General features: G+C 70.6%; 21 protein-coding genes. 8 read left to right on the top strand and 13 right to left on the bottom strand.

The annotated features are described in order from the left end of the window. Window position 1: 1 nt before the first annotated feature. The 7 genes from pstA to ACWGI2_RS33965 form a co-directional block, all read right to left on the bottom strand. The gene (gene pstA / locus ACWGI2_RS33995) at window positions 2-907 is read right to left on the bottom strand and encodes a phosphate ABC transporter permease PstA (RefSeq protein ID WP_453398441.1); all 906 of its coding nucleotides are present in this window, start codon (window positions 905-907) and stop codon (window positions 2-4) included. Then, window positions 904-1,854, bottom strand: a complete 951-nt coding sequence (pstC, locus tag ACWGI2_RS33990; protein WP_453398442.1) for a phosphate ABC transporter permease subunit PstC — start codon at window positions 1,852-1,854, stop codon at window positions 904-906. The genes pstA and pstC overlap by 4 nt, the downstream gene beginning before the upstream one ends. Beyond that, window positions 1,851-2,825 (bottom strand): PstS family phosphate ABC transporter substrate-binding protein, encoded by a 975-nt coding sequence (locus ACWGI2_RS33985; RefSeq protein WP_453699642.1) that lies wholly within the window; start codon window positions 2,823-2,825, stop codon window positions 1,851-1,853. Before ACWGI2_RS33985 ends, pstC begins: the two co-directional genes overlap by 4 nt. Window positions 2,826-3,107: 282 nt before the next feature. Beyond that, window positions 3,108-3,857: a hypothetical protein gene (locus ACWGI2_RS33980; RefSeq protein WP_453699641.1), complete on the bottom strand. Its 750-nt coding sequence runs from the start codon at window positions 3,855-3,857 to the stop codon at window positions 3,108-3,110. A gap of 100 nt (window positions 3,858-3,957) precedes the next feature. Continuing rightward, window positions 3,958-4,626: a DUF3105 domain-containing protein gene (locus tag ACWGI2_RS33975; protein WP_453699640.1), complete on the bottom strand. Its 669-nt coding sequence runs from the start codon at window positions 4,624-4,626 to the stop codon at window positions 3,958-3,960. A 92-nt stretch (window positions 4,627-4,718) separates the two neighbouring features. Beyond that, on the bottom strand, window positions 4,719-5,117 hold the full coding sequence (locus tag ACWGI2_RS33970) for a hypothetical protein (protein ID WP_453699639.1): 399 nt from the start codon (window positions 5,115-5,117) through the stop codon (window positions 4,719-4,721). A 694-nt stretch (window positions 5,118-5,811) separates the two neighbouring features. Then, window positions 5,812-6,876: a cation diffusion facilitator family transporter gene (locus ACWGI2_RS33965; protein WP_453699638.1), complete on the bottom strand. Its 1,065-nt coding sequence runs from the start codon at window positions 6,874-6,876 to the stop codon at window positions 5,812-5,814. 78 nt (window positions 6,877-6,954) lie between these two features. On the opposite strand from ACWGI2_RS33965, the gene ACWGI2_RS33960 reads away from it, so the two are divergent. Beyond that, complete coding sequence (locus tag ACWGI2_RS33960) at window positions 6,955-7,302, top strand: ArsR/SmtB family transcription factor (RefSeq protein ID WP_453699636.1); 348 nt, start codon at window positions 6,955-6,957, stop codon at window positions 7,300-7,302. An 8-nt stretch (window positions 7,303-7,310) separates the two neighbouring features. Here ACWGI2_RS33960 and ACWGI2_RS33955 read toward each other — a convergent pair whose 3' ends face one another. Then, entirely contained in the window at window positions 7,311-8,717 is a 1,407-nt protein-coding gene (locus tag ACWGI2_RS33955; protein ID WP_453699635.1) for a PepSY-associated TM helix domain-containing protein, read from the bottom strand. 321 nt (window positions 8,718-9,038) lie between these two features. Between ACWGI2_RS33955 and ACWGI2_RS33950 the strand changes: the two genes are divergently transcribed. The 3 genes from ACWGI2_RS33950 to ACWGI2_RS33940 all read left to right on the top strand — a co-directional run bounded on the left by ACWGI2_RS33950 (window position 9,039) and on the right by ACWGI2_RS33940 (window position 10,938). Continuing rightward, complete coding sequence (locus tag ACWGI2_RS33950) at window positions 9,039-9,449, top strand: hypothetical protein (RefSeq protein ID WP_453699634.1); 411 nt, start codon at window positions 9,039-9,041, stop codon at window positions 9,447-9,449. Window positions 9,450-9,519: 70 nt separating this feature from the next. Next, window positions 9,520-9,810, top strand: coding sequence for a hypothetical protein (locus ACWGI2_RS33945; RefSeq protein WP_453699632.1), 291 nt, complete (start codon window positions 9,520-9,522; stop codon window positions 9,808-9,810). Between the two features lie 237 nt (window positions 9,811-10,047). Continuing rightward, window positions 10,048-10,938: an SAM-dependent methyltransferase gene (locus ACWGI2_RS33940; protein ID WP_453699631.1), complete on the top strand. Its 891-nt coding sequence runs from the start codon at window positions 10,048-10,050 to the stop codon at window positions 10,936-10,938. Window positions 10,939-11,002: 64 nt separating this feature from the next. Here ACWGI2_RS33940 and ACWGI2_RS33935 read toward each other — a convergent pair whose 3' ends face one another. The 4 genes from ACWGI2_RS33935 to ACWGI2_RS33920 form a co-directional block, all read right to left on the bottom strand. Then, complete coding sequence (locus ACWGI2_RS33935) at window positions 11,003-11,425, bottom strand: hypothetical protein (RefSeq protein ID WP_453398452.1); 423 nt, start codon at window positions 11,423-11,425, stop codon at window positions 11,003-11,005. Between the two features lie 188 nt (window positions 11,426-11,613). Then, window positions 11,614-12,990 (bottom strand): magnesium transporter, encoded by a 1,377-nt coding sequence (gene mgtE / locus ACWGI2_RS33930; protein WP_453398453.1) that lies wholly within the window; start codon window positions 12,988-12,990, stop codon window positions 11,614-11,616. Window positions 12,991-13,112: 122 nt separating this feature from the next. Next, a complete protein-coding gene (locus ACWGI2_RS33925; RefSeq protein WP_453398454.1) occupies window positions 13,113-13,514 on the bottom strand; it encodes a DUF6010 family protein in 402 nt (133 codons plus the stop codon). Between the two features lie 154 nt (window positions 13,515-13,668). Beyond that, window positions 13,669-14,778, bottom strand: a complete 1,110-nt coding sequence (locus ACWGI2_RS33920) for an NAD(P)/FAD-dependent oxidoreductase (RefSeq protein WP_453699812.1) — start codon at window positions 14,776-14,778, stop codon at window positions 13,669-13,671. Window positions 14,779-15,006: 228 nt separating this feature from the next. Between ACWGI2_RS33920 and ACWGI2_RS33915 the strand changes: the two genes are divergently transcribed. From ACWGI2_RS33915 to fxsT, 4 genes are read left to right on the top strand one after another with little or no spacing between them, the layout of a single operon-like run. Beyond that, entirely contained in the window at window positions 15,007-15,354 is a 348-nt protein-coding gene (locus ACWGI2_RS33915) for a trypco2 family protein (RefSeq protein ID WP_160502670.1), read from the top strand. Between the two features lie 3 nt (window positions 15,355-15,357). After that, on the top strand, window positions 15,358-17,652 hold the full coding sequence (locus ACWGI2_RS33910; RefSeq protein WP_453699629.1) for a VMAP-C domain-containing protein: 2,295 nt from the start codon (window positions 15,358-15,360) through the stop codon (window positions 17,650-17,652). Beyond that, window positions 17,649-18,665, top strand: a complete 1,017-nt coding sequence (locus ACWGI2_RS33905; protein ID WP_453699627.1) for a MoxR family ATPase — start codon at window positions 17,649-17,651, stop codon at window positions 18,663-18,665. Before ACWGI2_RS33910 ends, ACWGI2_RS33905 begins: the two co-directional genes overlap by 4 nt. Further along, on the top strand, window positions 18,662-22,570 hold the full coding sequence (gene fxsT, locus ACWGI2_RS33900; RefSeq protein ID WP_453699625.1) for an FxSxx-COOH system tetratricopeptide repeat protein: 3,909 nt from the start codon (window positions 18,662-18,664) through the stop codon (window positions 22,568-22,570). The genes ACWGI2_RS33905 and fxsT overlap by 4 nt, the downstream gene beginning before the upstream one ends. On the opposite strand, the gene ACWGI2_RS33895 is transcribed toward fxsT, so the two are convergent. Further along, window positions 22,559-24,346 (bottom strand): HEXXH motif domain-containing protein, encoded by a 1,788-nt coding sequence (locus ACWGI2_RS33895; protein WP_453699624.1) that lies wholly within the window; start codon window positions 24,344-24,346, stop codon window positions 22,559-22,561. The genes fxsT and ACWGI2_RS33895 overlap by 12 nt on opposite strands. Window positions 24,347-24,370 lie beyond the last annotated feature (24 nt).

Genomic DNA, 24,370 nt, shown 5'->3' with positions numbered 1-24,370 from the left:
GTCACCAGCGCTTGCTGAAGCGGTTGCGCAGCCAGATCGCGGCCGCGTTCATGAGGAGGAGGATGGCGAGCAGGATGACGATCGCGGCGGCGGCCAGGTGGTGGAACTCCTCGCGGGACTGGCTGATCCAGCCGAAGATCTGGATGGGAAGGACGGTGTACGCGCTCTCCAGGCCCTCGGGGTTGAAGGCCACGTAGGTGACCGCACCGAGGAGCAGCAGCGGCGCGGCCTCGCCGATGGCGCGGGACAGGGCGAGGATCGACCCCGTCGCGATGCCGGGCACGGCCGCGGGGAGCACCTGGCGGCGGATGGTCTGCCACTGGGTCGCACCCAGGGCAAGGGACGCTTGCCGAATCGACTGGGGCACGGCCCGGATCGCCTCCCGTGACGCGATGATGACGACCGGCAGGACGAGCAGGGACAGCGTGAGTGCGGCCGTCAATACCGTTGTACCAAGGGAGAGTTGGCGGGCAAGCAGGCCGAGGCCCAGGATGCCGTAGATGATGGAGGGCACGGCGGCCAGGTTCTGGATGTTCAGCTCGATCAGCCGGTTGTACCAGCGGTTCGGATCGGCGTACTCCTCCAGGTAGATGGCCGCCATGACGCCGGTCGGCAGGCAGAAGAGCGCGGTGAACGCGACCACCCAGATCGTGCCGAAGATCGCGGACTGGGCGCCCGCGCGCTCGGGCCTGCGGATGGAGGGGAAGTTGTTCCACAGCCGGGAGTCCAGGCGTGGCCAGGCCTCGACGAGCACGTAGGTGAGCAGGACGCCGAGGAAGATGATCCCCACGGCCAGGCAGCACAACAGCAGGGTGCGGAAGGCGGTTTCGCCGGGCCGGAAGCGCGGTCCCGCCAGCTTGCGGGGTGCCGCGCGCGCGGGTGGTTCGGTGACGCGGATGTCGGTCATTCGTACACCTCCCGGTACTTGCGCACCAGGCGGATGCTGATCATGTTCATCACGAAGGTGATGACGAAGAGCAGGGCGCCGACGGCGAAGATGGTCTTGTACTCGAAGGACTGGACGGGTATGTCACCCGACCCGGCCTGGGCGATGAACCCGGTCATGGTCTGCATCGCGTCCAGCGGGTTGAAGCTGAGAGTGGCGCGGTTGCCGGACGCGATCGCGACGATCATCGTCTCGCCGATGGCGCGGGAGATGCCGAGTACGCAGGCGGCGACGATGCCCGAGAGGGCCGCGGGCACCACGACGCGTACGGACACGATGCGTTTGCCGGAGCCGAGCGCGTAGGCACCGTCGCGCAGGGCGCCGGGCACGGCGGCCATGGCGTCCTCCGAGAGTGACGCGATGGTCGGGATGATCATGACGCCCATGACGATCCCGGCGGACAGGGCGTTGTTGAAATCGGGGCCTTCGCCGAACGGCCAGTGGTCCTGAAGGAGCGGGGTGACGAAGCTGAGGGCGAAGAAACCGTAGACGACGGTCGGTACTCCGGCGAGCACTTCGAGGGCGGGCTTGAGCACCTTGCGCACGCGCGGACTCGCGTACTCGCTGAGGTAGACGGCCGCACCGAGCCCGACGGGAATGGCGACGAGAAGCGCGATCACGGTGATGAGGAGGGTGGCGCCGAGCAGCGGCAGGACACCGTACTTGGGCTTGGTGAACAGCGCCGTCCACTCGGTGCCACTCAGGAACGCGCCGACGTCCACCCGGCCGAAGAACTCGGCGGTGGGCGGGATCAGCGAGACCACGATCCCTGCGGTCGTGGCGACGGAGACCAGGGCGGCGAGCAACAGCAGGGTCTGGATGGCCCGTTCGCCGTAGCGCGGACGGGTCCTGCGCAGGGACTGCCGCCCTGGGGGTGCCACGGAGGGCGGACGGGGCGGCGAACTCACTTCGCCGACGCCTTCAGCTTGTCGAGGTCGCCCTTGAGCTGCTCCTCCTGCTTCTGGTTGAGCGGGATGAACTTCGCGTCCTCGGCGATGGATTTGTTGTTCTCGACGTAGTACTCGACGAAGGACAACACCTCTTCCCGGTCGAGGGACTTGGCGTTGGGGTAGATGAACAGCGGCCGGGACAACGGCGCGTACTCGCCGCTCTGCGCGGTCTCGACGCCGGGCGCCACGCAGCCCTTGCCCCCGTCGACCTTCAGGGCCTTGAGCTTGCCGGTGTTCTCCTCGAAGTAGGAGTAGCCGAAGTAGCCGAGGCCGCCCTTGGAGCCCGCGACGCCCTGAACGGTGACGTTGTCGTCCTCGGTCGGCGAGTAGTCGGTGCGCGAGGCGCCCTCCTCGCCGTTGACCGCATCGGTGAAGTAGTCGAAGGTGCCGGAGTCGGTGCCCGCGCCGAACAGCTTCAGGGGCTGGTCGGGGAACTTCGGGTCGATCTGGTTCCAGTTGTTCACCTTGGACTTGGGTTCCCAGATCTTCTTCAACTGATCGACGGTCAGACAGTCCACCCAGTCGGCGTCCTTGTTCACGACCACCGTCAGCGCGTCGTTGGCGACCTGGAAGTCCTCGTAGGTGATGCTCTTCTTCTCGCAGGCGGCCTTCTCCTCGTCCTTGATGGGACGGGAGGCGTCGGAGATGTCGGTCTCGCCGTTGCAGAACTTCTCGAAGCCGCCGCCGGTGCCCGAAGTACCGACCGTGACACGGACCTTGGGCTGCTCCTCGGCGAAGATCTCGGCCGCCGCCGTGGTCAGCGGGGCTACCGTGCTGGAGCCGTCCACCTTGACCGTGCCCGAGAGCTGCTCGCCGTCACCGGAACCGCCGCCCGCGTCGCCGCCCCCGCAGGCACTCAACGAGAAGGCCGCGGCGCACACCAAGGCCGCTCCCCCGGCGAATTTTCTTGAACCACTGGTCGCGTTCATGTCTCACGATCCCTGGTGTCGGGCCGGTGAGTTGGGCCGGCCGCCGAGGAGGTCCGCGTGGAGCGGAGCTCCCTTCAGACACCTTGGATCGAACTTCGGTTATATGAACTCGGGGTGTACGAGAGGTGGCGCGGCGCCGAAGCATAGCTGAGCGTCTATATAGACGATCATCACTATATGAATGTCGGCCGCACGCATCGAACTCCCGTGAAAGCAGGGGGAGTTGACCGGCTCTGAAGCGACGCTTGGAGGGTCGTCATCGGCGTGCTCACCGAGGCAGACTCACCGATACACCTCGGTGGAATGTGAACGGCCCACATCGCGGACGACTTCCAGACCGAGTACGCGGTCGAGATGGGCGAACGTCTCGAACTTGGCGCCGCCCGGCACGTCTACAGCCGCCTCCAGATCACCGAGGAGCCGCAGCACGGCCGGGGTGTCGAGACCGTTCTCCAGGGAGGCTCGGGCCCGTTCCACGAAGCTCGCGGGCATCGCCTTGGACGGCTCATCGGCCCAAGCGGCCACGGCTTTACGCCAGTTGGCCAGCTTCTCACCGGCGGCGTCGAGGGCCGGGGCGGAGACGTCGACGGGTTCGTGGTGCGGATGACCGAGGAGGAGCAGCCGCAGGGCGAGCGCGTCCCGTTCCCTGTCCTGATCCGCGTCTTGAGTCGCGCCTCCCGTGGTGGCGGTCGCTTCGCCGACATGGAGCGACAGGCCACCCGCGCCTTCATACGTACGGCTGGTGAAGTGAACGGTCGGCGGGCCGCCGAGAGCTTCGGTGATCTCGTCGACGGTGCCATGGGCGTCGGCCGGACGGATACCGGTGGCGTCGGCCGACGCCACCGGCGGGCAGGTCCACCCGATGAGGACGGTCCGGCCGCGCAGCTCGACGACGCGGGCCAGCACGTCCGCGACGAGGAGCACGCGCAGACCGGTCAAGGCGTCCGGGTCGTCCGGGTCGTCGGCCGACGGCGCGTGGGCGCACATCCGCAGCGGTCCGAACCCGGCCAGATCATCAACGATGCTCAGCACACCACAGAGACTAGGCGTACCGCTCCGCGATGGCACCCGGCTAGAGCGGCCGGGCGGGCAGCGAACCGCCGCCCGGCCGCTCCCGCATGAGCGATGTCCCTCAGGCCGGTCCGACCCCGCCCGTGCAGGCCGCGCCGGGCTCGGGAGTCTGCTCCCCCTGGACGTACTTGCCCAGGAACTTCTCGACCCGCGGGTCGGATGCCTTGCCCACGGTGAGCTGGCGGCCCCACGCGGTGAGCGTGAGGGCAGCCTTCTGTTCCTTGACCGGGCTCATCAGCGTGTAGGGCGTCGTGCTGACCTTCTGACTCAGCTTCTTGATGTCGCCGGCCGCCGCCTTGTCGTTGTACGTGATCCAGACGGCGCCGTGCTCCAGCGAGTGGACGGCGTTCTCCTCGGCCAGCGGCTTGTCGTACACGTCGCCCTGGCAGTTGGCCCACGCCTGGCTGTGATCGCCGCCCGCTGCCGGGGTCATCGGGTAGTCGACCTTCTTCGTGACGTGATTGCGCCCGAGCTTCTTCGCGTCCCACGTCTTCTCCCCCTTGACGGGGGCCTGCGCGACGGCTTCTTCCTTGTCCTTCTTCTCCGACGCGTCGAGCAGGACGTACGAGCCGAATCCGGCGAGCCCGGCCAGTACGGCCACGCCGGCGGTGATGGCGATGACGCGGTTGCGGCGATCGCGCGCCTGCTCGGCGCGGCGCAGCTCTTGTATGCGGGCCTTGCGCGCGGCGGAGGTCGCGGCCTTGGATGTGCCTGTCTTGGATTTACCCATGTCCGGGGATGTCCTTGTCCCCGCCGTGCCCGGGGCGGGCGCGGCGGTGGTGATGGTGTGTGAGGTGATCAGCGGAGACGCGGGGCGTCGGCCTAGGTCCTCTGCACCTGAAGGACGTGGAGATCCGGGGCGTGACGGTGAAGGGGCGTCCGTGGCACTGGATGTACGGCGACGGGGGCCGCAGGCAGTCCCGCCTCCCCCAGCGTGGTCGGCACCGCCGGTTCGGGGGCCGGAAGCGCCACCGCCGCGGCATGCGTGGCGGAGGTGCAGCGGTCGCCGGGCGGGCAGCTGTGGCCGAGGGAGGCTGCTCCGGCGGTGGGCGCGGCGGAGGAGGAGGTCACGTCACGGGCGCCCGGCTCGTCGTGATGTGCCGCGGAGCCGAAGCACACGCACAGGACGGCCAGCAGAACGGCCAGGCCGACCCCCGACACGGCACAGCGAGCGGCGGCCCGCCGCTCTCCGCACACCGTGCCCCGCAGCCCAGACGCCATGGCCGCAGATAGTAGCCGCTGCCGGATGAGTGCCGGGGCTGAGGGGGACGACTCTGAAGCCACGGGGCACAACGCTGGACGCCGGTGACCCCGCGCGCTGGCGAGGGTGACCCACCGTGCCGCCACCCACGGCAACGACCGCAGGCGGGTGATCAGGGAGACGGGCGGGCGGTTGGCCGGTCACGCAGAAGGCCGAGCCCCACCTCAGGCTCTCGGTGAGCAGATCACCCAGCCCGATCAATGCCGGGGCTGAGAGCGGCCACGCTGAGGCCGGCGAAGGCGATCCACCGCAGGCCCCCTCCACCGGCCGCTGCCCACGGCAACGACCGTAGCGGGTAGTTGGCCGGTCGTGCAGAACGCCGAGCTCCACTTCGTGCTCTCGGTGGGCAGACCGCCCCGCCGGATCAGCACCGGGGCTGAGGCCGCGGAGTACAGCCCTTGACGCCGGATACCCCGCGCACCGGAGAGGGGGCCCCACCACAGGCGAGTGGTCAGGTAGACGGGCGGGCGGTTGGCCGGTCACGCAGAAGGCCGAGCCCCACCTCAGGCTCTCGGTGAGCAGACCGCCCCGCCGGATCAACACCGGGGCTGACGGCGGCCACGCTGAGGCCGCGGAGTGCAGCCCTCTCGCCCTGACGCCCCTGCGGTCCAGCGGTCTCGCAGAGCGTCGGCCGCTCCGCCTGCATCCCGCCCCTCACGTCCCGTGGTGCGCAAGGGCCTTGTGCGGGTCCGGGGCTCCGGGCGCGATCGCCGGGTCGGCGTGCACCAGGGCCGCGGTCAGCTTCGGCACCGCGTGGAGCAGGGCGTGTTCCGCGTCCACCGCGACCTCGTGCGCCTCCCGCACGGACAACTCCCCGTCCACCACGACCGCCACCTCGGCGCGCAGCCGGTGCCCGATCCAGCGAAGGCGCAGCTCGCCGACCCCCCGTACGCCGGGAACCGTCACGAGCGCCTCCTCCGCCGCGTCGACCAGGGCCGGGTCGACGGCGTCCATCACCCGGCGGAAGACCTCGCGCGCCGCGTCCCGCAGGACCAGGAGGATCGCCGCGGTGATCAGCAGCCCCACGATCGGGTCGGCGAGCCGCCAGCCCAGTGCGGCGCCGCCCGCGCTCAACAGGACGGCGAGCGAGGTGAACCCGTCCGTCCGGGCATGCAGACCGTCAGCCACGAGCGCGGCCGAGCCGATCTCGCGGCCGACGCGGATGCGGTAGCGGGCGACCCATTCGTTGCCGATGAAACCGATGACGGCAGCGGCGCCCACCACCCAAAGGTGCTCCAGGGTGCGGGGGTTGAGCAGCCGGTCGACCGCCGCCCAGGCCGCGAAGGCCGCCGACGCGGCGATCGTCAGGAGGATGACGATGCCCGCGAGATCCTCGGCGCGGCCGTAGCCGTAGGTGAAGCGGCGGGTGGCGGCCCGGCGGCCCAGGACGAAGGCGATGCCGAGGGGGATCGCGGTCAGCGCGTCCGCCGCGTTGTGCACGGTGTCGCCGAGGAGCGCGACGGAACCGGTGAGCACGACGATCACCGCCTGGACCACGGCCGTCACGCCCAGAACAGCCAGTGAGATCCACAGCGCTCGCATGCCGCGCGCGGACGATTCCAGCGCCGGGTCGACCTTGTCGGCAGCCTCGTGCGAGTGCGGCTTCAGCACGTGCCCCGCCTTGTGCCGCCAGCGGGCCGCGCGGCCCGCACCTCCGTGGTCATGGTCGTGGTCGTGGTGCTCGGGCGAAGGGTGACGGTGTCCGTGCTGCTCACTCACAAGTACGGCCTTCCGACGCGGGACGGAGAGTGGACACCACGAGGCGCCCGCACCCATTATGTGCGTATGAGCGCACGCATGCACCTATCACCTGCGCACGATGCGCACCCGCAAGATCCGGGCACCGAACACTTCGCCCACGCGGCCGAGGTCCTCGGCCTCCTCGCCGACCGCACCCGCCTCACCCTGCTGCACACCCTCGGCAAGGGCGAGGCCGACGTCATGACGCTGACCGCCGCGTGCGGCGCGGCCCGCCCGGCGGTCAGCCAGCACCTGGCCAAACTGCGCCTCGCCGGACTCGTCTCCGTACGCAAGGAAGGGCGACGGATGATCTACGGCCCGCCCGACGGGCACCTGCGGCGCGTGGTCGACGAAGTCCTGAACCTCGCCGACCACCACCTCAGCGGCGCGGACACCCACGCCTGAGCCGAGCCTCAGGCGTAATCGCGTCTGCCGCGCCGATAGTCGATCTCCCCCAGCACGATGTCCACGGCGATGAAGGCGGCCAGCGGGATGCCGAGCAGCGGCACGAAGTAGCCGAGCACGGCAATCGCCGCCATCAGCGGGACCAGGACGTACGCCGGCACGTGTCGCCACGCCCCGCGCGGCAGCGGACGGCCGAACGAACTGCCGCGCCCGCGCTGCCACCACATGCGGTAGCCCCACACGATCATCAGGATCAGGCAGAGGGCGAGCGCGACGAGGGCGATCTGGTTGACGAGCCCGAACAGGGTGCCGGTGTGCGCGTCGATGCCCCAGCGGGTCAGCTTGGCGAGCACGGGGTAGTCCGCGAACCGCAGCACTTCGGTCACCTCACCGCTCGCCGGATCGACGGCCACGGAGTCCTGCTTCTCGGGCCAGCTGCGCTGGATCTGCCGGACGACGTACACGGACGACGCGTCGGCGGGCGGCACGACCTCCACGGGATTGGAGAGCCCCTCGGCACGGGCCGCCTTCAGGACGGCGTCGAGCCCCACCCCATCCGCGGCGCCTCCCGAGCCCGAACCCCCGTGCCCCGCGTGCTCCCCGCCGCCCCCGGCGGTCGCCGCCAGCGCCGGTGTCGTCTGCCCGATGGCCTCGCGCAGGTCACTGACGCTCTGTCCCGCGTACGCCGACCAGGTAAGCCCCGTCGCCGACAGGAAGATCAGCCCCACGGCGGCCCACACGCCCACCGAGCCGTGCAGCGAGAGCGTGCGCCGACGCCCTGTGGCCCCGCGCAGCTTGCGCTGGGAGCGCCGGCGTCCGAACCACAGCACCAGGCCGCCGCCCGCGATCACCCACAGCCAGCTGGCGGCGAGCTCGCTGTAGAGGCGGCCGGTCTCGCCCAGGTGCAGATCGCGGTGGAGTTCGTCGATCCAGGTGCGCAGCGGCAGTGCGCCGGTGGAGCCGTACTGCTCCAGGGCGCCCCGCACTTCGCCGTTGTACGGGTTCACGAACACGGCGAGGGTGTGGTCGGCGTCCACGCCCGGGGCTCCGGACAGCAGCACGCGGGTTGTCGCGCCGTCCTCCGGCGAGGGCCGCACGGCGCTGACCGTGCCCTCGGGGTGCGCCTTGCGGGCGGCGGCCACCTGCTTCGAGATCGGCAGCTCGGTCTTGTTCTCGCCGACGGGGACGCGCAGTTCGTGGGAGTACACGATCTTCTCGGCCTGGTACGAACAGGCGTACAGGAGTCCCGTGGTGGCGGCGACGAGCAGGAAGGGCGCGATGAGCACCCCGGCGTAGAAGTGCAGTCGCATCACGAGCGGACGCAGCGACGCCCATCCGGACCGTCCTGCGGAGGGCGGCGCCTCCTGGGTCTCCTGCCCGTCGTCCGGGGCGAGGAGTGTGGGTTCGGCGGACATGAGCTGCTCTCCTGGATCAAGGGTGGTGCGGATCGGCCGTATTTCGGGCCGGTGCAGGAGTCGGCCCACAGGGCGGATGAGTTCCCGGCGATGCACAGGAGTTACGTGATGCGCGCCACATGCGCCGGTGTGGGGGGTACATGTACGGGCGTGGGAGGTACGGGCCCTCAGGGAGGATCCGGCGGTCAGCCGTGCGCCGCGATTGACGTACCCCGCGCCCTTCACCGGCGGCGGGGGCGGGACTAGCGTCGGCAGGACCGGGCGTCCTCAGGACCGGGAACCCCCGGGGCCGGGGCCCCTCAAGACTCCGTTGGAGATGTGATGCTCCAGACACGCGAGTTGTTCGACAGCCTTGCCTCTCGTGCCGACCACCTCGACAACCAGACCCTCGCCACCGCCACCGACGCACTCTCCGCGTGCGAACTGGCCGTTTCCGCCTGCGCGGTCGGCATGCTCGCCGAGAAGGAGGCCGATGAACTGCGGGTCGCCATCAACCGCGACCTGAACTGCGCCGACATCGCCGCCGCCACGCGGCGTGTCCTGACGCGCGGCACGGACGCCGATCCCGCGCTCCTCACGGCGCAGTTGGAGGCGTGCGCGATCGCCTGCGAGAAGAGCCACGAACTGTGCGCCCAGCACGCGCCGCAGCATGAGCACTGCCGCATCTGTTCCGAGGCCACCGACGGCGCGGCGTCCGCCTGCCGAGAGGTCATGCGGAGCCTGCGGGCCTAGCTCGTCGGGCCCGGAGCCCTGATCACCCGCGCCGTTCGCTCCGTGGCCCGCGATCCGGCAAACTGCCCGGATGGACTATGAGTTCTGGAACGACATCCACACCCGCGGCGGCATCCCCGCGGTCAAGAACGCATTGGAGGAGCTGGCCGAGCGCGGATCTCCCGAGGACGTCGACGCCGCGATGGATCTGGCCTGCCGGGTCATCGAGGACGACACCGCCCGCCTCCAGGCCCGCGCGGATCGGGCCGAGGCCAGACTGCGGATGCTGACCGACGAGGCGCGTGAGGTGGAGCGGCAGGTGGACGCGCACGCCGGGGCCGAGAAGGCCGACGAGACTTCGGGGCGCGCGGAACGGCAGTGACCTTCCCCGGGGGCCGGGCGGCCGACCGCAGGAGCTGGTGACGCTTGGCGCTTTCGGGGCTCCAACGCGAGCCCGTCCGGTGCTAGCGTCCCAGCGTCCGGCGCGTACCTCGTACGCGTTCTGACCGTCTTCTCGAGCACCGTTCACCCGAGCACCGTCTACTCGGGTTCCTCAGGATTCTCGAGGTTCCCGAGCGCGATTCCTTTGAACGACCACCGTCGCCGAAAGGGATGCACCATGACCGTGGAAGACCTCGGCGCAAGCGGCACGACGGCCCCCACCCCCGAAGAAGTCGGGGCGAAGTACGACCAGTTCGGCGACATGCTCGCCATGATGCTCGGATCGACCGCCCTTCACATCGGCATGTACGCGCCGCACGGGGAGAGTCCGTCCGCCACCACCTTGATCGCGATGGCCGACCTCGCCCAGGACCGGCAGACCGAATTCCTCGTCGACACCATCGATTTGGCGCCCCACGAGCACCTGCTCGACATCGGCTGCGGCACAGGCGGCCCGGCCGTCCGCCTTGCCGAGCGCACCGGCGCCCGCGTCACCGGGATCAACGTCAGCAAGAGCCAGCTCGCCCGCTGCCAGGACCGCCTCACCGCGCAGGGAGCGGCCCCAGGTCTCGCGGAGCGGGTGGACTTCGCCTACGGCAACGCCATGCAACTGGAGTACGCGGACGCGGCCTTCGACGCAGCGTGGTCCATCGACTGCATCCCCCATCTCTCCGACCGGCCCGCAGGGCTGCGTGAAGCGCTGCGGGTGCTGCGTCCTGGCGGGCGGTTCCTGTTCACGGAGTTCGCCCTGCGCGGCAGCCCCACCGACGAGGAGGTGGCTGCCTTCACCCGGATGTGGTCCTGTCCCCCGCTCACCCCGTTCGCCACACTCATCGGCGAGCTCCAGCAGGCCGGCTTCCGTGTGGAGTCCGTACGGGACATGACCGCGAACGCGGCGCTGTGCGGCGAGGTCATGTGCGTGCTCTACGAGGACCGGCGCGGCGAGATCGAGGAACGGTTCGGCAAGGAGCCGCTGGCCTACACCGATCCGCTGATGGCGCCCTACCGTTCCTTCTGCCGCAACCACATGGACTACTACCTGCTGGTCGTTCGCTCCCCCGAAGCCTGACGCGCGAGCCGTCAGGCGTGCCCCGGAGGCCCGCACGGGACCTCCGGGGCCGCAGCTCCGCGCGTCAGCTCACGGTCACCGTGACGACCGGCGAGACGGTGGCGCCGCTCGCGACACGCAGTTCGTTCTTGCCCTTGATCCCGAGCTTGACGCGCAGGCCGTAGCTGCCGGACGTGTTGGTGACCGTGCTCGCGGGCAGTGCCTTCCACGCCCCGCGCTGCTTCTGCTGCAGGATCACCTTGCTGCCTGCCTTCAGGCCTGTGACCTTGCCCGTGATGCGGAACTCCTGCCACGCGCGGACGTGGGAGACGGACGCCTTCGCCGTGAGCGTGGCCGCTGCGGGCTTGACCCCGGCCTGCGCGGGCAGGGGCTGGGGCTCGGGGCCGGATCCGGCGGCGAGCGCGGCGGTGGCGGGAATCAACAGGACCGATCCGACGAGCGCGGAGACGGCGGTGGTACGCAGAAGGCTGCGGCGGTTGTTTCGCATGACGGCAGTGATCCCCTTGGATGTCGGTCGGTACGCGGTCCTCGTCGTGCGACGAGTCGCACAATGAGGAACATAAACGTATGCACCCGACATTGCGATCACCCGAAGGGGGCGTAACAGAATCCGGTAAAACCGGTCACAGCGCCGCAACTGCCCGCACCGCCCCCTGCGTTGCCTCCACGCGAAGCTCAGATCCCCAGCACGGCCTTCGCCGTCATGAAGTAGATGATCAAACCGGTCGCGTCGACGAGCGTGGTGACCATCGGCGCCGACACCACCGCCGGGTCGATCCGCAGCCGCTTGGCAAGGAGCGGCATGGTGCCGCCGATGGTCGCCGCCCAGCCGCAGATGACCACCAGGGTGATCCCGACGACCAGGGCGATCTTCGCGCTGACGAACAGCGTGCCCACGACCACCCCGAGGATCGCGAGCAGCGAGCCCAGGACCAGGCCCACCCGGCACTCCCGCCATATGACCTTCAGCAGGTCCGATCCCCGCACTTCGCCGACGGCCAGGGCGCGTACGCACGCGGTGGCGGCCTGGGCGCCCGCGTTGCCGCCCGCGCCGATCAGCATCGGGATGAACATGGCGAGCTGCGCGGCCTTCTCCAAGGTGCCCTCGAAGGACTGCGTCACGCTGACCGTCAGCGTCGCCGCCACGAGCAACAGGCTCAGCCACAGCGCCCGGTAGCGTGCGAGCTGCCACACCGTCGCGGCCATGTAGTGCCCGGCCCAGGGCGCGGCGCCCGCCTGCCGCGCCACGTCCTCCGTGTCGGCGGCCTCGATGACTTCGAGCGCGTCATCGATGGTGAGCAGTCCGACGAGCCGGTTCTCGCTGTCGACGACGGGCAGGTTCAGGTCGTTGGTCTCGCGCATCAGCCGGGCCGCCTGCTCGGCCGAGTCGGTCGCGTACACGGACACCGGCTCGGTGACGACCAGCGCGGAGACCATGGTCTCCGGCGGGCTGAGCACCAGCTCGCGCAGCTCAGCGATCCCGGCGAGGCGCCGTCCCTCGTCCACGACGGGCAGGGTGTAGACCGTCTCGGCCTGGCTGCCCTTCTGCCGTACGACCTCCAACGCCTGCTGGACGGTGAGGTCCTGGCCGAGCGCCACGACTTCGGGGGTCATGTAGCGGCCGACGGAGCCCTCGGGGTAGCCAAGGAGCGCGGACGTCATCCGCCGTTCGTGCGCGCTCAGTCCGGCGAGCACCCGCTTGGCGACCTTGGCGGGGGCTTCGCGCAGCATCCTGGCCCGGTCGTCGGGGTCCATGCCCTCGACGAGCTCCAGGAAGGTGTGGTCGCGCAGCCCCTCCAGGATCTGCTGCTGGTCGACCGGCTCGAGCTCCTCGAAGACGGTCAGCGCCCGGTCCTTGTCGAGGAGCCGGAAGGCCATGCCCGCGTCGACCGCGTCCATCCGGCCCAGCTCATCGGCGATCACGTGGGGCGGGTTGGTCTCCAACCACTCCAGAGCGGCGTGCAGTTGATGAGTCTTGACTATGTCCTGCAACGACTCCGGGGGCTCCGGGTGCTCCGGACGCAGTTCTTCGGGCAGGTTCGTCTGAGGCATGGGGCAGGTCCTCGGCGCAGCGGTGAGACAAGACACGGGGCACCCAGGGGCAGAGCGCGCCGACGAAGGCTACACGGGCCCGGTGAACGCTCCGATTCCGCTCCTCGCGGCGCGGCGGCTGGTCACCGCGCCCGCGCGGTCCGGCGGCGGACGAGAGTGATGAGGGAGGGGCCGCCGCGCAGACACCAGAGTGCGATGACGGGGTCGCAGATGGCGCATCCCAGTGACGAGTCGTGGGCGAAGGGGATGATCGGGTTGCCCTTGACGTGGTGGACCAGGTCCCATCCGGTGTGGAGCAGCCAGCCGATGCCGATGAACGTCCAGGATTCCAGGCCTCGGTACGCGCAGTAGGTGACAGCGGCGGCGAAGAGGAACTCCCAGCCCCCGAGCCCGCCGCCGCTGAGGTAGGCCGCTCCCGCGCCGGCCACCATGATCGCGTTGAAGCGGCGTCGGTGCGGCTCGCGGAATAGAGACATCACGAGGGCGTAGACGACGCCGATCAGGACCGGTGCGACATACGTCATGACCTGCATGGAGTTCCTTCGGTGGTGGTGCGCGCCCGGTCGTCGCCGGGATCACCGCCGAAGTTATCCGGGCCCGCGGCCACCTCCCAGTGGCATTAATGCCATGCTTCAACGGGATAGCGCCACCGACGTGGGCGCTTGCTCGCGCGGCCTCTCAACTACTCCTTCGCTCGCCGTGGCGGACCTTCCCGGCCGCCAGGACGGACTCGATCCCGTGACGCCGTTCACCCAGAACCCGCTGGCAGTTGGCAGCCTCCGCGGCCGGTCCGAAGACCTCCAGGGCACGCCGCTTTGCCACCGCCGCCGCGGTGTCGGCGGTCACGAGATCGGCGTTGATCGCTGTCGCCGCCGTCATGCCGGAGGCTGCGGACACCATGACTCCGGCCATGAGATCAGTGACGTTTCCCGCGCCCCACACCCCTGGGACGCCCGTGAACCCGGTCGCGTCCGACTCGACGTAACTGCCCACACCTCTCGGGTGGTCGACGCTCGTCAGGCCGAGTCCCCCGAGCACCGCGCCGCGCGCCTCGAAGTGCGGCGCCACGGCGAGAGCCCGCACCGGGACGCGCCCGCCCGAGGCCAGACGGACACCGGAGAGCCGGTCGTCCTCCACGTCGAGACCGACCACCTCACCGTCGACCACCGCGATGCCACGGGCGGCAAGCTGCTCCCACTGCTCCTCGGTCAACTCGCCCGCGGTGTGCGGGAACAGGGTCACCTGCGGCGACCACTGACGGAACAGCAGCGCCTGATGCACCGCCATCGGACCGGTCGCCAGGACGCCGATCGGCTCGTCGCGCACCTCCCAGCCATGGCAGTAGGGACAGTGCAGGACGTCACGGCCCCACCTCTCGCGTACGCCGGGGACATCGGGAAGCTCATCGACGAGCCCCGTCGTCACCAGCAGACGCCGCGCGCCATGGCTCCGCCCACTGGCGGTGTCCACGACGAAGCGCTCACCGTCCCGCTGGACGCCCGTCACCAGGTCCGACACGATCCGCCCGCCGTACCCGACGACCTCCTCCCGGCCGATCCGCAGCAGTGCGCCCGGCGCGAGGCCCTCGCGGGAGAGGAACCCGTGCACGCCGTCGGCGGGAGCGTTGCGCGGCTCACCGGAATCCACCACAAGGACGGAACGCCTGGCCCGGGCCAGGGTCAGCGCCGCCGACAGACCGGCGGCACCGCCCCCGACCACCAGTACGTCCACGTCGGCGTCGGCTCCGGCTTCGGCGTCCAGGTCAACCACGTTGTCGCGCTCGTTCATCTCAGTCATGCCGACACCGTGCGCCCACTCTCACCACACCGGCAAGCGTCCTTGCCGTTTCAGCAAGTCGTTGGACGACGGCCCGTCCGCCGCCCACTTGGCGCACGTCCCTTGACCGGAAAGCGCGACCACGCACATTGACTCCAACTACCATGCTGTGTCGGGCAGTTGCCAACCGGGTAGGACAAAGGCGGGGCTGCGGACGGCGCGATGCATCGGGGGGACCGAGTGGCACGTGAACCACGGCGACTGACGCTGACCGAAGCGATCGAGTCACTGCGTCAGGACTTGACCGCCGCACAGCAGCAGGGCATCGGCAAGACCGTAGGGTTCTCCGTCGACGGCATCAGCGTCGAACTGGACGTACAGGCCGAACGGAGCGACACCGTCGAGGGCGGCGTCTCGTGGTACGTGACCGCGAAGCGCGCACGGACCCGTGTGAAACGCACCGGGACCCGGCTTGTCGTGACGCTCACACCACGCGGGGTCCTGAACGTCGGCGATCGGGTCGACCGCCCCCGGAACGCGCCCCCGCCTCGCGCTTCGGGACATACGGCAGCCGGCGCGGGAGAGTGATGCATGGTCGGCTCCGCGCGCCTCGTGCCGGACCGCCTTGTGGAGATCAGCGTGCGGGACGGCAGCGGGCGCCAGGTCGGGTACGGCTCGGGCTGGGTCATCGACGCGGATCTGATCGTGACCGCCGCTCATCTGCTGCTGCCCGAGGAGTCCTACGAGCCCGGCGGTCGGCCGACGGCTCCGGCGGCTCTCGTCGTCGAAGTCCGGCAGGGCATGCACGCGGCTCATCTGCCCTGGCACCCCTGCGAGATCATCTGGAGCGGACTGCCGTGCCTGTCCGGACCCCATGACACCGGCTCGGCGCACGCCCCCCAGTGGGGCCCCGACGCCGGGCCCGCTCCCCGACTGGACGCCGCGCTCCTGGTCGTGACCGGCTCCGGTTGGGTGCCGCCGGATCCGGACAGCAAACCCCACCTCGGCCTCGTCGAAGCCGACATCACCGAGTTCCAGGTCTTCGGGTTCCCCAGCTTCAACTACGAGGAGCAGCACGCCCACAATCCCTTTCAGGGCGGCGGCAGGATCAGACCCGTCAACCTCGCGCGCTCGGAGCTGATGCACCTGGACGTGGCGGAGGAGGACTGTCCCGCGTCGGGTTCCGACTGGGGCGGCATCTCGGGCGCCGCGATCCTCGTGGACCAGCGGCGCACCCTGGTCGGGCTCGTCCTGCAGAGTGATGTCAGCAGCCGCAGGAAGCTGACCGTCCTTCCGGTCGAAGCGCTCCTGGACAACGTCGACTGCGGCCTTCGCCTGTCCGAATACACCGGCGGCTTCAGCGAGCCGCAGAACCGGCGCAGGGTGCTGGCCGAAGTCCGCGCGCAGTTGGAGCGGTCGGAGTCCCTGCGCGGATACGCACCCCGGCTCGCGCTGCTGCGCAGGCTGTTCCCCGACGTGGCCGAGGACGCCGAGAGCGCCTTCCTGCCAAGGGATTTCCTGCTGCCCCTCCTCGTCGACCGGTGTGCCGGAACACCCACCGGAATGAGCGATCTCGTGGCGGCGTACGAAGAGTCGCATCCGAACGACCGGGCGGTCGCGGCAGGACTGCGTTTCCGGGCGGACGAGTTGGAGGCGCTGCGTCAGGTCGGAGCGGAGGGCTGGGTCCAACTGCGGTCCACCCTGGCCCGGTTGTACGAGTCGGACCTCAACGAAGTTCCGGTGTCCGCGCTCTACTCACGCGCCGCCAGGTCGCTGAGCGAGGGGATGCCCGCGCACTGCGACGGGCTGTGGAAGGCGTTCGTCAATCTCGCGGGCACCAACATGCCCTCCGAAGGTCTGCCCCCGGCCGTGCACTTCCTCGAACTCGTCGCCAGCGCCGTCGGCGGTGCGACCGCCGGGGAGATCCAGGCCTACAGCCGGGCCTGGGCGCTGCGGCTGGAGACCGCCAGGCAGGGTGGCGGCCCGTCCACGGACACCGGGTGGCCGTCCGGCGCCCTGAAGCCCCCCGCACCGCAGCGCACGAGCTACCAGGCGCAGGTCGACGCGCTGCGCAGCAGCCTCGTCAAAGCCCCGGTACAGCCTGCTACTTCCGCGAAACTCCTGGTCGAGCTGGAGCCCGATCCCGGCAACGACCCGGACGACTGGGCGGTGTCCTTCTACTTCCGCTGCCGGCCGCTCCCCGGCGACTGGCTGCGCCTGCCGCTGCCCCACACCGAACGGAGCATCCGCCTCGCCGATCTGCCGGCCCGTGTCGATCTGGCCAGGGAGCGGCTGAAGCGGGACTACGGCGTGCCCCGGGAGCGGATCGACGTCGAGTACGTGCTGCCCCTCGACCTCATCGACCACCCGGACACTCTGATACGCCGGGGCGCGCTGCCGGAGTTCGGGATCCCGTTCCCCGTGATCGTGCACAGCCGCGACCGTATGCGGCACCCCCCGTGGTGCCGGACGTGGCGGGAGCGCTGGCGGCCCCTGAGCGGCCAGCCGGAAGCGGGGCGCTTGCTCCAGCTGGCGCGGGCGCTCAGCGAGGACGGGCGGGAGTTCGGCGGCGAGGAGCCGGTGGCGGGCCTGGTCCTCGCCCACAAACCGAGTTCGGCCGAAGGGCGCAAGGACGTCACCACAGCGCTGCGGCACGGGGTGCCGTTGGTGATGTGGCGTCACGACGAGCGGGCGCAACCCGACTTCTCCCTGCTGTTCACGCGCATCCTGACCGAAGGAGGGCTCGACGCAGGGGGATACGGTCGGGATGATGGCGGGGACGACGGCGCCGCCCCGCCCTGGACCATCAGCTGGCACCGGCGGATCGTCATCATCTACGACACGCCGGACGGGTTACCCGAGCTCATTTACGGAGCGGCCTCGTGAACTCGCCACTCAGTGCCAGGCCCACGGCGCGCACCGTCGCCGGCCCGGGTCCGTACCGCGGCACGGGTCTGCCGCACCAGGCGTCGGCCGCTGCCCTGCCCCCTCCCCCGCCCTGGCGGACGTACTCGGGAGGCCCGGACCTGGAGCCGCCGCCCGACGACGTGGCGGAGACCGACCGCAGGCTCGGAGCGGCGGTGAGGGCCGCGCTGAACATGGAGACCGCCGCCGGCGAGACGGCCGCGGTGAACGCGGCCCTGTCGCTGCGCAAGCCGCTGCTGATCACCGGCCAACCCGGCGTCGGCCGCTCCGCGGTGGCCTTCCGGATCGCACGGGAGCTGGGCCTCGGCCGCGTCCTGCACTGGACGGTGACCGGCGCCTCGGTACTACAGGGCGCGTTGTACTCGGCGGGCCCCGCGGAGGGCGGGACGAGGGTACGGCTCGGGCCGCTGGGCACGGCGCTGCTCCCGTACGGGAGGCCTCGCGTCCTGCTCATCGAGGGTCTGGACCGCGGCGACTTCGATCTGCCCATCGAGCTCCGCGCGGTGCTGCGGCGTGGCGGCTTCGACATTCCGGAGCTGGCCGACAACAGCCGGGCCGCGGTCACGACCGACGACCCGGGCGTAACGGCACCGGTCCCGTACGGCACCGTCGCCTGCCATGAGCTTCCGGTCACCGTGATCACAGCGGTGCGGAACAGGATCTTCCCGGCCGAGTTCCTGGCGGACTGTCTGCACTGGGACCATCCGGCGCCCACGGTGGCGGAACTGACGGCGACGGTCAGGAGCCGGGCCGGGATCACCGACAGCGCCGACCCGCGCCTGCTCGCGCTCGTGACGGTGCTGGCAGAGGCCTGGTCCGCCGATCCCCACGCCCTGGGTCAACTGACCGTCGCCCAGGCCCTGGACGCCGTCACGCTCGCCGCCACCGGCCCCTGGCCGCCCGATGAGACCCCGGGCGATGTCGCGGCACGCCTGCTCGACCTGCTGCGGCGCCAGGTATCAGGAACACCATGAGCGGCCGCCGTCTCCTGGACCGGCTGGATGACGCTGTACTCGGCCACCCTCTGAGCGCCCCGGACCGGCCTACGGCGGGCCCGGCAGTTCCCGGAGAGGCCCCGGACTGGGTGGTCGTCGCACGGAGCCTGCACCGGCTGGGCCACGCGGACGGCGGCAGACACGTCGGTCTCGTCCTCGACACGGCAGCGGGTATGGCTCTGTGGGAGCCGGTGACGTCCCAGCTGCGCGCCCTGCTGCGCGGGCAACGGGGCCTGCGGGTGACGGAGTCACCCTGGGACGGCAAGCCCTTCCACGGCCGCGGGCCCGACCACTTTCCGGCCGGCAGCCGCAGCCGGCTGATCCTTGTCGTCACCGATGCCCTCGGCCCCGCGTGGCGGGACGGCACCGCCGCCGCCACCATCGCCCACTGGGCCGGGCGGCATCCAGTGGCCTGTATCCATCTGCTGCCGCAGAGGCTCTGGCCACGGTCCGGACTGCCCATGCGGCGGATCCGTCTCTCGGCTGCCGCCCCCGCCACCCCCGGCCGCGATCTGCGCGGCACCCTCGTCGGCGACAACGCCCTCGCCCCGCACGACACTCCGCTGCCCGACGGGACCGTCCCGCTCCCCCTGCTCCCCTTACGTGGCCGTTGGCTCGCTCGCTGGGCCCGATTGCTGACCGGCACCGCCGACGGCTCGACGGAGCTGCCGGCCTACGCGATCCCGGCCCTGGACGCGCCCGAACCGGCGCACGCCCACCACGCTCAAGGGCGCAGCACCGACCCCGCCGGCAAGATAGCCGCCTACCGGGCGAGTTGCTCGGCGGCCGGGTCGTCCCTCGCATCGCTGCTGGCCGCCGCGCCGTTGACGCCTCCGGTGATCCGAGCGCTGCGGGAACGGTTCGCGCCGGGCGCAGGACCCGCTGACCTGGCCGAGTTGAGGGCCTTCGGCTTGCTCGTGCCGATGCCGGGCGGGAGCGGGTTCGACATGGACGACGGGGTCAGGGAGCTGCTGCTCGGCGGGGCCCGCCGCACCGACACCCAGCGCGTCCTGATGTCACTCGACGAACTCGTCCCGGAGGCCGCCGCCCACACAGGGCCGGGCCCGAGGGGCGGATACTTCACCGCGGTGGTCACCTCGCCGACGACCGCGCCCATTCCCGCTGTGAGCGCGGACAACGCCCGCCTCCTGCGGATCGAACACATCGCTCTGCGCGCACTCGCCGGCCCGTTCCAGGAGCGCGCCCGACTCCTGGGACAGGCGCTGGCCCACCGGCAGAGCGAACGGGCGGCCACCATCGCGTCTGCCGACGCAGGCTCCCGAGCCCGAGGGGAAGAACCCATGACCAGCGAACCCGTCCCGACCGGAAACCCGCCACAGGATCCGCACGCCCCACCACGACACGCCGCCTCGTCACCGGCCGTATGGGAGAACGTGCCCCCGCGCAATCCCAACTTCACGGGCCGCGAACGCCTGCTCGGGGAGCTTGCGGAACGCCTGGACTCCGGTGGGACGGCAGCCGTGCTGCCGGAGGCCATGTACGGTCTCGGCGGCATCGGCAAGTCACAACTGGCCGTCGAGTACGTCTACGTACACCAGAGCGCCTACGACCTGATCTGCTGGATATCGAGCGAGCGCGCCTCCGGCGTCATCAACGGCCTGGCCCAGCTCGCCCCGCACCTCGGCATCAGCCACGGATCCGAGGCGGGCACCACCGTGCCTGCCGTCCTCGACGCCCTGCGCCGCGGGGACCCGTACAGCCGCTGGCTGCTGGTCTTCGACAACGCCGAGAACGCCGAGTCGTTGGCGCCCTACCTGCCCAACTCCCGTCTCGGCACCGTCCTCATCACCTCGCGCAACCCTCACTGGGACAACGTGGCGCGCTGCCTGGAGGTGGACGTCTTCGAGCGCGCCGAGAGCATCAAGCTGCTCAACAAACGCGGCCCGGAGCTCACCGAGGCGGACGCCGATCAGCTCGCCGACGCCCTGGGGGACCTGCCGCTGGCGATAGAGCAGGCCGCGGCATGGCGGGCCGAGACAGGCATGCCGGTCCAGGAATACCTGCGGCTGTTCAAGGAGAAGCGCAGCGAGCTGCTCTTCGAGTCCGCGCCCTACGCCTACCAGCAGTCGATCGCGACCGCGTGGAACGTCTCCCTCGACCACGTCGAGCAGACCAATCCCGAGGCCATTCAACTCCTCCAGGTCTGCGCCTACTTGGCGCCCGCGCCGATCCCCCGGGATCTGTTCTCCCACGTGCACCGGGGCTCCATCGCCCCTCAGCTGGACGCGGCCCTCGCCGATCCGCTGCGCCTCAGCCGGGCCGTACGCGAGATCAAGCGGTACTCACTGGCACGGGTGGACCTGCGGACCAATTCCCTCCAGATACACCGGCTCGTACAGGCCGTGCTGGTCAACCGCATGACGCCGCATCAGCAGGAGCAGATGAGGCGCGGCGCCCAACTGCTCCTCGCCTCGGCCGATCCCCGCACTCCGGAGTCCCCCGCGGCCTGGGCCCGCTACTCCATGCTGTATCCGCACGCCGTGGCCGCCGACGCCGTCCACTCGACGGACCCGTGGGTGCACACCCTGGTGGTCGACATCGCCACGTATCTCCAGCGCTGGGGCGATCACGAGAGCGCGCAGCGCTTCACCGAGGAGGCGTACGAAGCGGCCCGCGAGCTCTTCGGCCCTCAGGACGAGAAGACCCTCACCCTGGCGATATGGCTCGGCTGGACCCTCTTCAGCATCGGCCACTACAAGGAGGCGGCCGAGATCAACAGGGTGACGCTCGCCGCGTGCGAATCCGGGCAGCCGCCCTCTCCCGTCCCCGCGTCCGAGACCCGGGAGAGCCATCTGAACGCCATGGGCGCCGTCGCCGCCGACCTGCGCGTCACGGGTGACTTCGACGAAGCACTCGCCCTGACCCAGCGGGTGTACGACCAGGCGACGGCGGCCTTCGGTTCGGACGACCCGGTGACCATGAACGCCGCGCACAACCTGGGGGTCTGTCTGCGGCTCGTCGGCCGCTTCCAGGACGCGTACGAACTGGACCGCTCCACCTGGGAGATGAAGCAGGTGCTCTTGGGCACCGACCACGAACTGACGCTGCTCACCCGGGTCGGTCTGACCATCGACGAGCGCGAACTGGGCCGCTACGCCTACGCCAGGGACCGGCAGGAGGAGGCCGTGGCCCTGTACCAGCGGCAGACGCAGACGGACAGCCCGGCCGCCCTGCACGCCAAGCGCGTCCTGGCGGTGGCCCGGCGCAAGGCCGGTGACCACGCCGGGGCGCTCGAGATCTCGGAGGAAGTACTGGGGATCATCGTCGGCCGGTTCGGGTTCGGGCAGGAACATCCGGACACGATCGCCGCGACGCTCAGCCTGTCGGTGGACCTGCGGCACGACGGACAGCTGGAACGTGCCAGGGAACTGGCCGAGGCCTGCTGCCGCCGCTACCGGCGCATCTTCGGGTCCCAGCACCCCCACACGCTCTCGGCGGAGGCCAACCTCGCCATCACCCTGCGTCTGGACGGGCACACACAAGAGGCGTACGAGGTGGACCTGCGGGCCCACGCCGCGCTGGCCGAGAAGCTGGGCGAACAGCACCCGCTACCCCTGTTCGTGGCGACCAATCTGGCCAGTGATCTGGCGGCTCTCCAACGCTACGAGGAGGCTCTGGAGCTGGGTACGACGACGCTGGCACGCTGTACCGAGGTGCTGGGTCCCGTGCATCCTTCCACGCTGAGCACGGCCGCGAATCGCGCGTTGGACCTGCAAGCCGTGGGGCGGCACGAGGAAGGCGAAGAGCTGCTCGGCACGATTCTGGAGGAGCTGCGGACGCAGCTGGGTGCCACACATCCGGCGGCCACCAACCTGGCCGACCGCACCCGGGCCAACTGCTTCATCGACCCGCTACCGCTCTGAGGCCCGGAGCGGTCTCGTGCCAGGAGCGGTCTTGGGTCGGGAGCGGAAGCACGAGGCCAGCCGCACCGGATCGACGCCGCCACCCAGTTCGGCGTGCACCGCCATCACGAACTCGGGCCGGGTCAGCAGGACGTCCGCTGCCGGGTGGTGCTCGGCCCGCAGGGAGAGGCCGAGGCCGACCCATGCCTCGGGTGCCCCCTCCTCGATGATGCGGGCCTCGAACCGCTGCCGGGCCCAGCCGGTGTCGCCGGTGACGAGAGCAACGTCTTCCGGGCGAGCGCCTTCGACCACCTCACCCGGCGCGGCACGCAGGGCGTGCAGAGCCTCGGGGTCGTCGAGCAGCCGGCGCAGCAGGACGGCACCGGTGTCGAAGCCTCGCCGTGGGCTTCCCGGCACGACGACATCGGCTCCCTGCGGCAGCGTGACCGCACGGCCCGCTGCGTACGCCTCGACGGAGCGAGTGACCGCGTCCGCGTCGGCCTCGACATGGTGGGCCCTCCAGGACGCGTAGTGGTCGGCGGCGGCATGCCGGGCCGCGTCCAGCGCCCGCGAGCCGACCGGCTCGTCCTGCCAGGCATCGAGGCGTGCGGTCAGCCCGTCGACCAACTCCCGTCCCAGGTCCGTGAGTCGGTCCGCCTCACGGATGCCGTGCAGCGCGCGCAGAGTCTGGGTGCGCCACAGGGCGTACTCGAAGGCGCCCAGCGGAGTGCGCCGCCGCCGGTAGAAGCGGGTGACGCCGAAGAAGGCGTACACCCCTTGCAGGAGCCCTCCGAGCGGGCGCGGATCATCACGCCAGGGTGCGTAGAAGCGCTCGGTGCCGCCGTCGCGGTAGAGGGTGAACAGATGCATGAAGGCACCGAGTTTGTTGTGCTGGAACTCGTGCACCAGCGTTGCCGCGAACTGTTCCGCGTCATCGGGCTCCGACGCGACCACGGCGCCGAACGCGTCGCCCGACGAGGCGCTGTGCGGGCGGTAGGGCTCCGCACGTGGCCGGGGCACCACCGAACTCAGGCCCTTGGCCGCGGCACGGGCCGTGTCCGGGTCGTCCTGGACGAGCATGGCCCAGGCCTCCTTGAACAGCGCGGGGAAGCGGCTGTCCGTGTCCAGGGGCTGCGGGGGCTGGGGGGCGCGCAGCCCCCTGTAGGGGTCGAGGTCGTCGAGGACGACAGTGCAGCCGTCCCCGCTCAACTCCCGCAAGGGGGACCAGCCGGGCATGCCCCGCCGCACCTTGTCGACCCGCACTGTGTCGACCCGTACCGTGCCTGCTTCCGCGGACACTTGGGCGTCGGCCCACCGGCCCTCGGTCACCGGCACCCTGGCGCCGCCCAGCATGGGCAGCACCACCCACCCGTCACGTACCGGCACCGTGGTCCGGAAGTCCAGGCCGGCAAGCACCGCGGCGGATGCTCCCACCGCGTGCAACTGGCCGAGCTCCACCCACAGCGGGGTATCACCCGTCACGGTGCCGCGCACGCGCCGCAGTGCGTACGCCGCCCATGTGCCGACGGTGGGATACAGCAACAGACGCTCCACCGCCTCGGGGTTCGCCTCCCACGCGCGGGTCAGCAACTGCCAGCCGTCGTCCAGAGGAGGGAGCGAGGCGGTAGGGATGCCGTCGGCGGCATCGATGAGCGCGCGCAGAAGAAGAAGCCGCCAGCTCCGCTCGGCGGCACGCAGCGAATCCACCGCGTCCGGACCGCACTCCCCGGACAGCAGGTCGCGGTAGGGCGCGAGCCCTACGCGATGTTGTCCCAGTGGTTGTGCGTCGACATGCATGGCAGCTCCGGGGTCATGCCGCGA

It is taken from the genome of Streptomyces sp. NPDC054866 (assembly GCF_053610745.1).
This window is presented reverse-complemented; position numbering and strand designations above follow the sequence as displayed.